This is a genomic window from Nesterenkonia xinjiangensis, assembly GCF_013410745.1.
In the GTDB taxonomy this organism is placed as follows: Bacteria; Actinomycetota; Actinomycetes; order Actinomycetales; family Micrococcaceae; genus Nesterenkonia; species Nesterenkonia xinjiangensis.
The window spans coordinates 1024471-1037653 of record NZ_JACCFY010000001.1 but is presented as its reverse complement, the minus strand read 5'-3'; the positions used below and the strand labels follow the sequence as shown (position 1 = coordinate 1037653).

At 70.4% G+C, this 13183-nt stretch carries 10 protein-coding genes; 3 read left to right on the top strand and 7 right to left on the bottom strand.

Translation table 11 applies throughout. The features are described from left to right. The 4 genes from HNR09_RS04830 to HNR09_RS16460 all read right to left on the bottom strand — a co-directional run bounded on the left by HNR09_RS04830 (window position 1) and on the right by HNR09_RS16460 (window position 3725). A complete protein-coding gene (locus HNR09_RS04830; RefSeq protein ID WP_179541018.1) occupies window positions 1-1134 on the bottom strand; it encodes an iron chelate uptake ABC transporter family permease subunit in 1134 nt (377 codons plus the stop codon). A 2-nt stretch (window positions 1135-1136) separates the two neighbouring features. After that, entirely contained in the window at window positions 1137-1988 is an 852-nt protein-coding gene (locus HNR09_RS04825) for a siderophore-interacting protein (RefSeq protein ID WP_179541017.1), read from the bottom strand. Beyond that, on the bottom strand, window positions 1985-2968 hold the full coding sequence (locus tag HNR09_RS04820; RefSeq protein ID WP_179541016.1) for an ABC transporter substrate-binding protein: 984 nt from the start codon (window positions 2966-2968) through the stop codon (window positions 1985-1987). Before HNR09_RS04820 ends, HNR09_RS04825 begins: the two co-directional genes overlap by 4 nt. Window positions 2969-3155: 187 nt before the next feature. After that, window positions 3156-3725, bottom strand: coding sequence for a helix-turn-helix domain-containing protein (locus tag HNR09_RS16460; RefSeq protein ID WP_179541015.1), 570 nt, complete (start codon window positions 3723-3725; stop codon window positions 3156-3158). A 502-nt stretch (window positions 3726-4227) separates the two neighbouring features. Here HNR09_RS16460 and HNR09_RS04810 point away from each other — a divergent pair. Then, window positions 4228-5214, top strand: a complete 987-nt coding sequence (locus HNR09_RS04810) for an ABC transporter substrate-binding protein (RefSeq protein WP_179541014.1) — start codon at window positions 4228-4230, stop codon at window positions 5212-5214. A gap of 17 nt (window positions 5215-5231) precedes the next feature. Here the strand turns inward: HNR09_RS04810 and HNR09_RS04805 are convergent, their stop codons facing one another. Then, entirely contained in the window at window positions 5232-8561 is a 3330-nt protein-coding gene (locus tag HNR09_RS04805) for a S41 family peptidase (RefSeq protein ID WP_179541013.1), read from the bottom strand. 83 nt (window positions 8562-8644) lie between these two features. After that, a complete protein-coding gene (locus tag HNR09_RS04800) occupies window positions 8645-9820 on the bottom strand; it encodes a glycosyltransferase family 4 protein (RefSeq protein WP_218881881.1) in 1176 nt (391 codons plus the stop codon). A 233-nt stretch (window positions 9821-10053) separates the two neighbouring features. On the opposite strand from HNR09_RS04800, the gene HNR09_RS04795 reads away from it, so the two are divergent. Together HNR09_RS04795 and HNR09_RS04790 are read left to right on the top strand one after the other, a co-directional pair. Further along, the gene (locus HNR09_RS04795) at window positions 10054-10809 is read left to right on the top strand and encodes a sulfite exporter TauE/SafE family protein (protein WP_246348722.1); all 756 of its coding nucleotides are present in this window, start codon (window positions 10054-10056) and stop codon (window positions 10807-10809) included. A 70-nt stretch (window positions 10810-10879) separates the two neighbouring features. After that, window positions 10880-12265: a cell division protein PerM gene (locus HNR09_RS04790; protein ID WP_179541011.1), complete on the top strand. Its 1386-nt coding sequence runs from the start codon at window positions 10880-10882 to the stop codon at window positions 12263-12265. A gap of 19 nt (window positions 12266-12284) precedes the next feature. Here HNR09_RS04790 and HNR09_RS04785 read toward each other — a convergent pair whose 3' ends face one another. Beyond that, window positions 12285-13181, bottom strand: a complete 897-nt coding sequence (locus HNR09_RS04785; RefSeq protein ID WP_179541010.1) for a DUF4031 domain-containing protein — start codon at window positions 13179-13181, stop codon at window positions 12285-12287. Window positions 13182-13183: the final 2 nt, after the last annotated feature.

The following is a 13183-nucleotide window of genomic DNA, read 5'->3' as shown; positions in this document are numbered from 1 at the left end:
TCACAGGCGGCTGGCCTTTCGCCGTCGTGCCAGAAGGATCAGCAGCGGTGCGCCGACGAACGCGGTCACGATGCCGACCGGCAGCTCACCGGGTCGCATCACGACTCGCCCCAGTGTGTCGGCGACGACGAGCAGCAGGGGCCCCAGCACGATGCTGAAGGCCAGGATCCAGCGCTGTTCGGGGCCGGTGATCCATCTGGCGATGTGCGGGACCATGAGTCCCACGAAGAGGATCGGACCGGCGATGGCGGTGGCACCTCCGGCGAGCAGGGTGACGGCGGCGATGACGGCCACCCGGACCAGTCCGATGCGGGTGCCGAGGGATGCGGCGAGATCTTCGCCCAGGGCGATTGAGTTCAACGGGGCGGCTACGGAGAGGGCCAGCAGCAGCCCGATCAGCAGGAACGGGAGCACCGGCAGCAGGATGTCGTATCCGCGCCCGGCGATCGTGCCGGCGTTCCACTGACGCATCTGGTCGAACGCGACGGGGTTCAGCAGCACCATGCCGGTGGTGATGCCCGCCAGCACGGCACCCAGGGCGACGCCGGCGAGCGTGAGGCGCAGAGGGTCCGGCGTCCCTCCGCCCGCCGAGCCGATCAGGTAGACGGCCACCGTCACGACGAGCGCCCCGGCGAACGCGAACCACACATAGCCCAGCACCGCGGTGACGCCGAAGACCCCCACGCTCAGGGCCACGAAGAAGGCTGCTCCGGAGCTGACCCCGAGGATTCCGGGATCGGCCAGCGGGTTTCGCGTCAGGGCCTGGATCAGGGCGCCGGCCACGGCGAGTGCGGCCCCGACCGCGATTCCCGCGGTGGCTCGGGGAAGACGCATCTCGCGGATGATGAAGTGCTCGTCCACGGTGGGGTCGAAGGACCAGAAGGACTCCAGCACTGTGCCCAGCGGGATCTCCTTCGACCCGACGGCGATGCTCAGTAGGACGGCGACCGCCAGGGCGATGACCAGGGCGACCAGCGCAGCGGAGCGTCGCACGGCGGAGAACGCGGTCGTGGGTGTGGGGGCCGCTGGAGACTGCGGGGGAGAGAGGCTCGGGGAGGCCTCAGCTCCTCGGCGAGCTGAGGGTGACGGTGAGGGTGAGGTGCGGGGGATCGTCGAGGTGCGGGTCGTGGACATGGTCAGTTTCTGGCCGCCCCGCGGCGCCAATAGCCGCTGAACGTGATCATGTCCTTGGACACTCCGCCCTCGCGGACCAGGAGCCGACGCGTCTGCTTGACCAGGTCCGCCTCCGCACACACCCACGCGTAGTCGATCTGCCCACGGGGGACGCCGTCGAGGATCTGCGGGATGGAGAACCCGGGGTTCCGGCTCCCCCGCACGTGCCAGTGCACGGCGACGTCGGTGTCGATCTCGATGATGTCCTCGGCCTCGGGGACCTCCACGTGCGCCATCGCGGTGCGGCCGGGCCTCGGCTGGCCCGGGCTGGGTTCCGGGGCTCCCAGGATCGCGGCCAGCGCGGGGACCGCGGTGATGTCGGCGAAGAACAGCTGGTGGTGCGCAGCCGCGGGTGGATTGTAGATGCCGTTGCCCTCGGCGAAGCCCACCGTGTCTCCGGGCTCCGCACGGGAGGCCCAGCGGCTGCCGGGTCCGCTCTCCGGGTCGGACCCGTGCAGGACGATGTCGACGTCGATCTCCCCGGCGTCGGGCCGATGGTCGCGGATCGTGTACCACCGCAGTTCCGGGCGCTGCGCCTCCGGGATGGCGGTCACGAGGCCGCGGGGGGTCGTGCCGACCAGTCCTTCGGGCGGAAGCGCCAGCCCGTCGGCGCCGGGGATGAGAAGGGCGAAGAAGTCGTCGGCCCGGCTGGTGAGGTAGTCGGTGAACTGCGGGGCGGCGAGGGTCACTCGGCGCATCCGCGGGGAGAGGTCCTGGACCGCGTGGACAGTGGTCGCGAAGGCCCGGTAGGTCTCGCGGCGCGGAGGGGGAGCGGCCCGCTGAGGGGCAGGGAGAAGCCGTGCGAGTCTGCTCATGAGTCGTTCACCATTCCTTCGAGTTCGAGCGCGATGGCGCGTGCAGCACGGGCGAGGCCCTGGTTCACGGTCAGATCGACGGACTGCACACGGTCCTCCTGGGCCGCGGGCAGCCGGCCGAACGCGGCTGAATCGCCCAGGGCGGGGCGCTCGTCGAAGGCGAAGATGGCCAGTGCGTCCACATCGGCGACGACGTCGAGGTTCTCCTCGGAGACCTCGTAGTGGCCGTCCTCGTCCTCCGGGTCGTAGTGGGGCACGGCCATCCCGAGATCCTCGGCGACGGCGTTGCCCAGCGAGTTGGTGATCACGTATATCCCGGCGTCATCGAGGGCTGTTCCCCAGGCGAGGGTCGTCTCGGCCAAGACCTCGCCCGACCTGTCGGTGATCACCTCGACCAGGTCGTGGTACTTCCGGATCTCCTCCTCGGCGGCGTCCTCCCGGCCGAGCGCGGCCGACTGGTCGCGAAGGACCTCCTGCCAGTCGGCGACGCCGGTCTCGACGGCGAGGACCGGAGCGATCTCCTCGAGGCGATCCAGCCCATAGAAGTCCCCCGTGTAGGCGTTCTGCCTCATCACGATGAGATCGGGCTCCACAGAGGCGATGACCTCGTAGTCGGGTTCGTGGCTGTCGGCGAACTCGAAGGTCTCGAGGTCATCGGTGATCAGCTCATCCAGCTCGTCGAACAGGGCGCCCTCACGGCCGAAGAAGAACCCCGACGCGACCACGGGGTACCCCACCGTCAGGGCGAACTCGAGATCTGCCCGGCCTTCGATGACGACGACTCGTTCGGGCTCGGCAGGGATCTCTCCGGTGAACTCCGCATAGTCGAAGGTGATCGTCTCGGCGGTCGGCTCCTCCCCAGCGCCCTCCGCGGTGGTTCCCTGGTCGCCGCAGGCGGTCAGAGCGAGGAGCGGCGCCACCGCGAACAGAGTCGGAAGACGCCGTCGTGCGGGCGAGGCGGAGGCGGTCGAACAGGTCATGGCGGCCTTTCTCATCAGGGGCATCAGGAGCCTCGGAGAGCCCTCCGCCCGGGGGTCGAACCCGTCGTCCGTAACCACGCACGGAGGGCTCCCCACTCGGGCCGTGACACATCAAGGTCAGGTTAACCTTATGTGATTAAGGGATTCGATACGTGTCGTATTACGGACAGAATGTGTCGCGATCCGGTCAGCGGTCGGCGAGGGGCGTCTGGTCGACGTCGGGCGGAATGAGAGTCGCCGGAGTGACTCCGGTCACTGTCCTGAAAGCGGCCACGAACGCACTCGTGGAGAGGTAGCCGACCTGCCAGGCGGTGCTGGTCACAGTCTCGCCGTCGGCGAGGAGGGTCTGGGCCTGCTGGATGCGCAGCTGTCGCCGCCATCGGCTGAAGGGCATTCCTGTCGCGGCGTGCAGCGCCCTGGAGATCGTGCGGGTGCTGAGGTGAAGCTCTTCGGCCCATTCATGGAGTGATCGAGGGTCACCACAGTCCTCCAGCAGTCCGTGCACCAGAGGGGTGAGGCGGGGGTCCTGCGGGACCGGGACAGAGGGGCGGGGCATTCGGGCTGGCGTCATGAGGTCGAGGCAGGCACGTTGGAGCCGAAGGTGCGCCTCGAGATCGAGCTGCTCCCGGTTCATGTGGATGAGCAGCTCCCGCAGAGCCGGCGTCACAGCAGAGGTGCCGGTCGCCGGGGAGCCGATTCCGGGGGCATCGGTCCGCACAAAGGTGACGCCGAAGCGGGTCGGCCTCCGAGTAGACACCTCGTGCCCCTCTCCGGCTCGCAGCCACGCACCCTGCCCCGGAAGTACGGTTGAGATGCGTCCCGCGGCGGTGACGGTGAGGGCTCCGGTCAGGGGCCACAGCAGTTCGTGTTCGCAGGGGTGGTTGTGAAGGCTCCAGAGGGTCTCTGAGGCAGTTTCGAACATCACGCTGCCGAGGAGGTGGGGATCCTGCACGAGCTGTCGGGACTCCCTCTGCCGGGGGTGCCGGGTTGCCCTCGGGGCGGAGTCCGCGCGGGCCAGCAGGATCCCGGTGGCTGAGTGTGCCTGTTCACCATTCGGTGCCATCTGTCGTCCCTTCTCGGTATGGGCGGAGGTGCGGGCGTCGGCGTGGACGAGTCCTCGCCGTGATAGCCTCCCAACGACACAGGGTAGCCTCACCTGATTAGAGATCATATATATGATTAAAAATGCCCACTAGCGGGCTGCCCATCACCTGGCCGGCCCGATCGACCTGCCTGGAACTCACTCCTAAGGAACGCAGATGAACACCACACTTCGGGGTCGCACGATGCTGCTCCTCGCATCCACCGCGGCACTCCTCGCCCTGACCTCCTGCGGCGACCCGGTCTCGGCCACTGACTCCGCATCCGATCAGGACGCACCGGACTCCTGGAGCTTCACCGACACCGGGTACGGCAACACCATCACCCTGGACGAGCGACCCGAGTCGCTCGTGGTCGACGGCTACTCCGCCGCGGCGCTGTGGGAGTACGGCATCCGCCCCGCCGGGGTCTTCGGATACGGCATCACGGAGGAGGACTCCGTGGCCATCGGAGCAGCCGACGTCTCGCAGATGACGGTGGTCGGCAGGGAGGGTGAGTTCGATCTCGAACAGCTGGGCGCGCTGGAGCCGGATCTGATCGTCGGGTTCGGCGACGACGACGGCACGGGCTGGACCTGGTGGGATGAGCAGGTCCAGTCCGAGGCCACTCGGGTCGCGCCGTTCCTGGGGGTGGACTTCGGAGGGCGCCCCGTACAAGAGGTGATCGAGGACTACGTGTCGTTGGCGGAGGCGCTCGGCGGCGACACCGACTCGACCGAGGCCGAGCAGGCCGCGCAGGACTTCGAGGAGCGGCTGCAGGTGCTGCGGGACATCGCTTCCGACTCCCCGGATCTGACGCTCATCGCGCTGAACGGCTATGACGAGCTCTACGTGGGTCAGTCGACGCTGGGGCAGCTCGCTCTGCTCGAAGAGCTCGGCTTCACCCTGACCGGCCCGGACGCAGACTCGGCGTGGGCCTCACTGAGCTGGGAGAGCGTCGGGGACTACCCGGCCGACGTCGTGCTGAGCTACGCCGGCACGGCCGACCAGGTGAAGGACGTCCCGGCCTTCGGCCGGCTGCCGGCGGTTCAGGCCGGGCAGGTCGTCGAGTGGGATGACAAGCGCCCCTTCACCTACGCGAGCTACGTCGAGTGGCTGGACGACCTCATCGACGTCCTGGGGGATGCCCGGGTCGTCTCCTCCTGACCGGTCGCGCGGCCGCCTCAGCGGTTCTTCGGTGGATCCAGGGGCGGCGGCACTGACGCAGGCGTCTGCTCCAGCCGGTCGAAGGCTTCGGCGATCGCCCGGTCCAGCTGCGGATCCTCCTCCGCGAACCACACGCCCGGATCATGGACGACCTCGACGTCGGGATCCACTCCGTGGTTCTCCACGCCCCAGCCGTACCCCTGGATCCAGAACGAGTACTTCGGCTGAGTGACCACCGTGCCGTCCACCAGGGAGTACCGCCCGTCGATGCCGATCACTCCGCCCCAGGTGCGTTCGCCGACCACCGGGCCCAGAGCCATGGCCTGGGCGGCGGCGTTGACGATGTCTCCGTCGGAACCGGACCACCGGTTGGCCACCAGCACCACCGGACCGCGGGGCGCGGCCAGGGGGTAGGTCTCCACCGATGACTCTCCCCGTGCGGTCGCCCAGGCGACGAGCTGCTTGGAGAGCCGCTGGATCACCATCTGGGAGGTGTGGCCGCCGCGGTTGTAGCGGACGTCGGCGATGATCCCCTCACAGCCGGCGGCCAGTCGCAGGTCGCGGTGCAGCTGGGCCCAGCCGGTGGAGGTCATGTCCGGCACATGCACGTAGCCGAGGCGACCTGCGGAGGCGCGCTTCACGTACTCCCGGCGTGAGCGCACCCAGTCCTGATAGCGCAGCTCCTCCTCCCCGGACAGTGGCACGACGACGACGCGACGCGTCTCCTCGCCCGCTGGTCCCGGCCGTCGAAGACTCAGCTCCACCGGTTTGCCTGCCGCACCGGCGAGCTGGACGTTGGGCCCGGCGACGGGGTCCACGGCGCGTCCGTCGACGGCGATGATCACGTCTCCCTCGCGGGCGTCCACCCCGGCGGCGCGCAGCGGCGACCGGGCCTCCGGCTCGCTGGACTCGGCGGGAAGGATGCGGGTGATCCGCCAGCCGGGCTCGCCGGTCTCCAGCCCCGCGGGCTCCAGGTCTGCACCCAGCAGGCCGAGCCGGCGGTCGGTGTCGGCGTCCTCCTCGGCCGGCATCACGTACGCGTGGGAGGTGTTGAGCTCCCCGACCGTCTCCCAGAGGATGTCGACCAGGTCATCGTGGGTGCGTGCCCGGGCGACGACCGGCCGCCAGCGCTCCACCACAGCGTCCCAGTCGATTCCGTCCATGTCCTCGCGCCAGAACTGCTGGCGCATCAGCCGGCAGGTCTCCTCGAACATCTGCGCCCATTCGGCGGGCCTGTCCACGCTGAGCCGCAGCCGGGAGAGGTCCACGGTGACGCGTTCGGCGTCGTCCTTCTCCGCCTTCCGCGTGGCCGGCACCGCGGTCACCTCATCGCCCGAGCGGACCACCAGCCGGGACCCGTCGCCGCTGACCGCATAGGAGTCGAGCTTCTCCACCAGCGTGGTGGCCTTCCGGGCGGTGAAGTCCCAGCGGATGAGCTGATCGGCAGGCTTCTCGCCGTCGACTCCGGAGCGGCGGGTGCCCAGCTCCCCGGTCTCCTCCGCCTGGCGGATCCACAGCAGCCCGCCCTTGACCGCTCGCAGGTCGCGGTACCGGGCGGAGGCGACCGGGAAGGCCACGATCCTCTCCTCGGCGTGCTCATCGTCCAGGTCCGGGCTCACCGGCGCGGAGTCCGCCGCGGAGTCTGCGCCGGAGTCTCCCCGCGCTCCCGCCTCCTCGCCGGCGGAGATCCGCCAGCCCTCGGCGCTGGGCCCGAAGGGGGCCGGCTCCGCCGCGGAGAGCGGCAGCAGCCACGGGCGGACGGACCCGGCGAAGGACAGGTTGAACTCGTGATCGTCGTAGTGCGGGTCCAAGGTGCGGGTGGAGAGGAAGGCGATGTGCTTCCCGTCCGCGGTGAAGGCCGGCGAGCTGTCATGGAAGGTGCCGCCGGTCAGTGCCCGCGGCGTGATCGGGTCGCTGGCGGTGTCGGCGATCATCAGCTGATGCATCTGTGACTCGCTCATGGTCGGCGCGGACCAGAGCAGGTAGCGGCCGTCAGGGGAGAAGGAGGCGTCGAGCAGCTCCCCGTGCTCGGAGCGCCGGATCTCTCGGGCCGAGGCCTGCAGTCGGCCCTCCGACTCGCTCAGGTCGATGAGCCGCAGCCTGCCGTCATGGGAGATCACCGCCAGACGTGTGCCGGCCGGGTCGGCAACCATGTGCAGCACTCGCCCGAGCTCTCCACCCAGCACGCGCTGCGCCGGGGCGGAACCGTCGAGGAGATGGATCTCCAGGGCGTCCTCACCCTCGGCGTCGGTGGCGACGGCGACCCGCCCGCTCCGCCCCAGCACCACGGGCTCGCGGGTGCGGACCCCGGAGTCGGCGGCGAGGGCCCGGGCAGGCCCCTCCCGGTGGGTCAGCCACCAGGTCGTGCCGCGCCAGGACACCGCAGAGGCGTCGCCGGTCCAGTCCGGTGCTAGCACGTCGAGGTTCTTCGTGGGCTTCAGCCGCAGCGGCGCCGGGGCGGACCCGGGGAGGGCGACCTCCAGGCGGCGCGGTCGGGCGTCCAGGGAGTCCAGGATGAAGATCTCGCCCCGGGAATGCCAGGTGATGCGGCGACCGTCGGTGGTCGCGTCGCGGACGTATCCGGTCTCCTCTCCCTGGAAGGTCAGCTGGTGAGCTTCGACGTCGGCCTCGGAGGCGCCCTCGGCTCCGGCGCCGTCGAGGACCCACAGGTTCGCCTGCTCACGGGTCCGCTCCGGGAAGGTCGCTGCCATGTCGGAGGAGATCACCAGCTGCCCGTCCACCCACAGGGGGTCCAGCAGGCCAGCAGGCTCCTCGGGCAGCAGCCGCCGCCAGCGTCCCGCGGTGCCGGGGCCGTCGACGCCGTCCACGCCCAGCCACAGCTGTCCGGCCACGCCGCCGCGGTACCGCTTCCAGTGCCCGGCGGGCCGGGTCGGCGGGGTGGCCAGCGCCACGATGCCGGACTCGCTGATCGCCAGCCCTCCGGCCGAGCCGTAATGCAGCCGCTCCGTGCCGCCGTCGAGGGACACCGCGTGGGCCACCTGTTCGCGGATGACCGACTCCACCGCATGGGTGGCCACCAGCAGCCGGCCGTCGGGCGCCCAGCCCAGGATGGCCGCCTTGGCGGCGCCCCACCATGTCAGCCGGCGGATCTCACCGGTGTCGACGGTGGCGGAGAAGACTTCCGGATGACCGTCCCGACTGGAGATGAAGGCCACCTGGGAGCCGTCGGGGGAGAGGCGCGGGGTGCGCACCGGTGCCGCGTCTCGGGTCAGCCGCCAGGCGCGACCTCCCGCATCGGGGGCCAGCCAGACGTCGTCGGCGGCGGTGAAGGTGATCAGGTCGCCCGCCAGATGCGGGTTCCGGAGATAAGGCGTGATCTGCGTCATGTCCCCACTCTACGGAGGTTGCCCGAGGCAAGCATCACCTCCGGTGCTGAGACCACCCCGGTGCCCGGGCGCGGCCGCCGGTCTCACGCGAGGTCGAAGGGGTCGGTCACCATCCCGGCCAGCCGGCTCTGCTGGCGGATGAAGTCCTTGGCCTGCATGCGCAGGATCCGTTCGTTGACGTCGATCGCGCGCGCATAATGGCCGACCAGCTGGTTGCAGATCGCCTCCCAGGTGCGCCCCTGCACCGCCTGGGCTCCGGCCTGCCCGAAACGGCGGCGGGCGTCGTCGTCGGTGACCAGGTGCTCCACCGCGGAGCGCATCCGCCCCAGATCCCCGGGCTGGTAGAGCCACCCGGTGCGGCCCTCGTCCACCAGGTCCAGCGGCCCTCCTCGCCCGACGGCGACCACCGGCACCCCGGCGGCCATGGCCTCCTGGATGGTCTGGCAGAAGGTCTCGGCCTCCCCAGGGTGGACGAAGATGTCCAGGCTGGCCACATGGCGGCCCAGATCGTCCCCGCTTCGGAAGCCGGCGAAATGGGCCCCCGGCAGTCGACGGCGCAGCTGCTCCTCGGCGGGCCCGGTGCCGATGATGACCAGCCGGCTGTCCGGAAGGTCGTTCAGCGCGGCGAGGTCCTCCACCTGCTTCTCTGCGGCCAGCCGCCCCACGAAGCCGATCAGCCGCTCGCCCTGCGGCGCCAGGCTGCGGCGCAGCGCCTCGTTCCGGCGCCCAGGGGAGAAGCGCCGGAGGTCGACGCCGCGCCGCCACGTCTTCAGCCGCCGGATGCCCCGGCGGCGCAGCTGGTCCTTGCAGAAGCGCGAAGGGACCAGGGTCAACGTGGAGCTGGTGTGCATCCGGTCCACGTGCTGCCAGAGCAGCTCCTCAGCCCACGGCAGCCGATACCGGGCGGCGTAGGTGGGGACCTCCGTCTGGTAGACCGAGACCGTCGGGATGCCCAGCGTCCGGGCGGCCTGGATGGCCCGCCAGCCCAGCACGAACGGGGAGGCGAGGTGGACGACGTCGGGCCGCAGCTCCTCCAGCAGGTGCAGGATCCGTGGCACGAACCCTGCGGCCACACGGACCTTGGGGTAGTCGGGGAACGGCAACGACGGGACCCGCACCACGGGGAAGCCCTCACAGTGTTCATGCGCCTCGCCGCCGGCGTCCCACAGACCCGAGGCCGGTGCGATGACCGTCACCTCGTCCCCACGGCGACGCAGGTGGGCCAGCACATGGAGCACGGAGTTCGTGACTCCGTTCATGTGCGGAAGGAATGATTCTGCGACCACGACGACCTTCACAACGCCAGGATGTGCGCTGAAGATGCCCTGGTGACGTCATCGCCATGGAGGAAAGATGAACCTGCGGAGAACCCTGCGGGAGCCGGTCCGGAGGAGCCCCTGCGACCTGCGTCACGGCATTCGGCGTCGCTGTGGGCGCAGGCGTAGAGTCACTGGGGGCCTTCACGGCCGACCACGGCAGGAGGGGGAGCAGCTTGGGCATCACGATGGCCATCTCGGTGGTGGCGTTCATCCTTCTCGCCGCCACGATCCAGCGCATCGCTGGGCTCGGCTTCGGCATGATCCTCGCACCGTTCCTGGTGGTGCTCATCGGCGCCCACGAGGGCGTGATGCTGGTGAACTTCCTGTCCATCATCGCCCCCATCCTGGTGCTGCCACGCATCTGGGACGACATCGAGTGGCGCAAGGTCCTCTGGCTCGGCATCCCCGCAGTGCTGATCATGCCTGCGGCCGCCTGGATCTCCGTGGTCTCGCCGCCCGGGCCCCTCTACGTGGTGGTCGCCGGTCTGGTGCTCTTCGGACTGCTGACCTCCATGCTGCTGAGCCGGATCAGCGCCGCCGTCGACGGAGACGGCCGTGCCGCGCAGATCATCACCGGCATCGGCTCCGGGGTAGGGACGGTGCTCGGCGGCGTCGGCGGCCCGGCCATCACCATCTACGCGGTGCTCTCCCGCTGGCCGATCATGCGCATGGTCGCCACCCTGCAGCCTCTGTGGATCCTCATCTCCGCCTTCTCCTTCGGCATCAAGTGGGCCTTCGACGACGGCCAGATGCCCGACATGCCGTGGTGGGCCTGGGTGGGTTCTGTGGTCTCCATCGTGCTGGGCATCTGGGTCGGCGAATGGGTCCAGCGCCGCGTGGACGACTCCACGGTGCGCAGGTTCGTGGTGTTCCTCGCCATCCTGGGCTCCCTGCTGGCCATGGGGACCGGCATCCGGCTGCTGCTCTGAACCTGAGAGTTCGGTGGACGCCGGTCTGTTGCTCCGCTGATCCGTGCCCCCGACTGGCACGATGGTCTCGATGACGCCCTCAGAGACCGACTCCCGCACCGCCGGTGACCCCGACGTCCCCGGTCGCGCCCGACGGCGCTTCCGGCTGCCGGCCCCGCCGCTGTGGCTGCTGGGCCTGCTCGAGGCCGTCCAGGTGGTGCTGGCCACCGCCCTGCTGGTGACGCTGCCGGTGCTCGCCATGGGGCTGGCCGGCGGATTCGCCCAGATGGACCTGGAGTTCGTGGGGGTCTTCTCCGCACAGATCTGGCTGGTCATCCACGGCACACCCGTGGAGGTCGCAGTGCCGATCGACGGCGGCGTGCTCGGCGAGGGAGTGACGCTCGCCGAGGGCTGGCTGCATCTGCTGCCCATGGGGCTCACCCTGGTGCCCCTGGCCCTCGGCTGGCGCGCCGGCGGCCGGCTGGCACGAGGGGCATACTCCGATCAGCTCTGGCAGGGGCTGCTCGCCCTGGTGCTCGGCTACGCGGCCGTGGCCGCCGGCCTCGCGCATCTGGCGCAGGCCGAAGGCTTCACCGTGCAGCTCCACTGGGCGGCGCTGTGCGCAGCCGCGGTCATGGCCGTCGGTGCGCTCGCCGGAAGCTACGTGGAGGCCCGCTCCTGGGCCCGACTGATCGGAGTGGACCTCGAGGAGCGTGTGGAGCGGCTCTCCCAGCGGCTGAAGTGGGCCGGGCACTATGCCTGGGCCGTGGTCCGCGGTGGGCTGATCGCCGTCGTGACCGCCGTCGGGCTCTCTGCGCTGCTGCTGGGTGCACAGGTGGGCTTCTCCTGGATGGAGATCGCCAACACCTATCAGCAGCTGGACCCGGGCATGTGGGGCGTGGTGGGACTGACCCTGCTGCACCTGGGGCTGCTGCCGAACTTGGTGCTCTGGACGCTGGCCTACACCACAGGCGCAGGGTTCTCGCTGGGCTCGGGGACCATCGTGGCTCCGCATGCCCTGGAGCTGGGCCCGGTGCCCGCCCTGCCCGTGCTCGGTGCGCTGCCGACCGCCTCCGGGGAGGCGGTGCTGGCTGTGCTGGCTGTGCCGCTGGTGGCCGGAATGATCGCCGGATGGTGGCTCATGCGCGAAGGGGAGAACCATCTGGACGACTGGTGCGCGCTGCGGATCTCCTGGCGCCCGATCTCCTGGTCGCTGTCGACCCTGACGCTGGGGCTGCTGACCGGAGGGGTGGCGGCGGCCGTCGTCGTGCTGCCGCTGTGGCTCTCCCACATCTCACTGGGGATCGGGCGGCTCACCGATGTGGGCCCGCATGCGCTGCTGGCCGCCGGGCTGCTGGGCGCCTGGGTCGCCCTCGGGACGATCCTCGGCTACCTCATCGCCCCGGCCGCGGACAGGGTGCGCCGCCGTCGGGCGGAGGGGCCTGAGGAGCCGGGGGATGACGTATCGGAGGCGTGAGCCTGCTGCCTCCGCCCCGTCACTCGAGGCGCAGGCGCGCAAGCTCGGCGCTGAGGTTCTCCCGTGCTGCGTGCTCCCACAGCCGGCGACCGGCGGCGGTGCGGTAGAGGAGGGGTCGCTCCAGGAGGCTCGCCAGCACCTGCGCCCGGCCTTGACGGAACAGATGGTCGGGCACATGGTCGTAGTCCCGACGCACTGTGTCGGCATAGCGCCGGTAGGCCGTCGGAGCGCGGCCCAGCACCTCCAGGTCTGCATCCACCAGCACGGCACCGGCGACGTCGGCCGGGTGCGGGTCGTGGGTGGCGGTCAGCCGCACCAGCCGGGCCACTTCGGTCACCTCGCCGTCCGGCAGCAGCCCGGGCAGGCGGTCCTCGGCCAGCCGGGCGCTGTCCTCCTCATCCTGGCCCGCAGTGCCGGCGTAGACGGCGTCATGGAACCAGGCGGCCAGCAGGACGCTCCGGCGGAGGTGCTCCGGAAGTTCGCCGGCTCGCTGCAGCACCCCGACGGCGTTCAGCACAGCGGCCAGATGGGCGGGGGAGTGGTAGTGACGGTGGGGCTCCGACCAGCGTTCCAGCAGCTCCTCGCCCAGGGTCGTGGCGTCTGCGGGCAGCAGCCGCGCCCACGCCCGGGAGAGCCGCGCCCGCACCTTCGCGGGACGTTCGACGCTGCGGATCCGCAGCCCGCACTCCGCCAGGATCCGGGCCAGCTCGAGCCCGCTCACCAGGATCGCACCGCGGGCGATGAGATCCCGATGCCGGTGCTGGGGGACGTCGTAGTGGTCCTCGTCGAAGGCGCGGGGGCTGATGCCCGAGCGATCCGCGAAGTCGTGCAGCTCGTCCAGGGAGACGTCGGAGATCAGGTGGGAGAAGAGGGTCCCGTGGGCGGGCCACACCGGTGGGTCGATGTAGATCGTCATCA

Excerpts from the sequence above, each read along its gene's own strand:
- HNR09_RS04830 (WP_179541018.1), bottom strand. The coding sequence starts at position 1,134 with ATGTCCACGACCCGCACCTCGACGATCCCCCGCACCTCACCCTCACCG.
- HNR09_RS04825 (WP_179541017.1), bottom strand. The coding sequence starts at position 1,988 with ATGAGCAGACTCGCACGGCTTCTCCCTGCCCCTCAGCGGGCCGCTCCC.
- HNR09_RS04820 (WP_179541016.1), bottom strand. The coding sequence starts at position 2,968 with ATGACCTGTTCGACCGCCTCCGCCTCGCCCGCACGACGGCGTCTTCCG.
- HNR09_RS04810 (WP_179541014.1), top strand. The coding sequence starts at position 4,228 with ATGAACACCACACTTCGGGGTCGCACGATGCTGCTCCTCGCATCCACC.
- HNR09_RS04805 (WP_179541013.1), bottom strand. The coding sequence starts at position 8,561 with ATGACGCAGATCACGCCTTATCTCCGGAACCCGCATCTGGCGGGCGAC.
- HNR09_RS04800 (WP_218881881.1), bottom strand. The coding sequence starts at position 9,820 with ATGAACGGAGTCACGAACTCCGTGCTCCATGTGCTGGCCCACCTGCGT.
- HNR09_RS04790 (WP_179541011.1), top strand. The coding sequence starts at position 10,880 with ATGACGCCCTCAGAGACCGACTCCCGCACCGCCGGTGACCCCGACGTC.
- HNR09_RS04785 (WP_179541010.1), bottom strand. The coding sequence starts at position 13,181 with ATGACGATCTACATCGACCCACCGGTGTGGCCCGCCCACGGGACCCTC.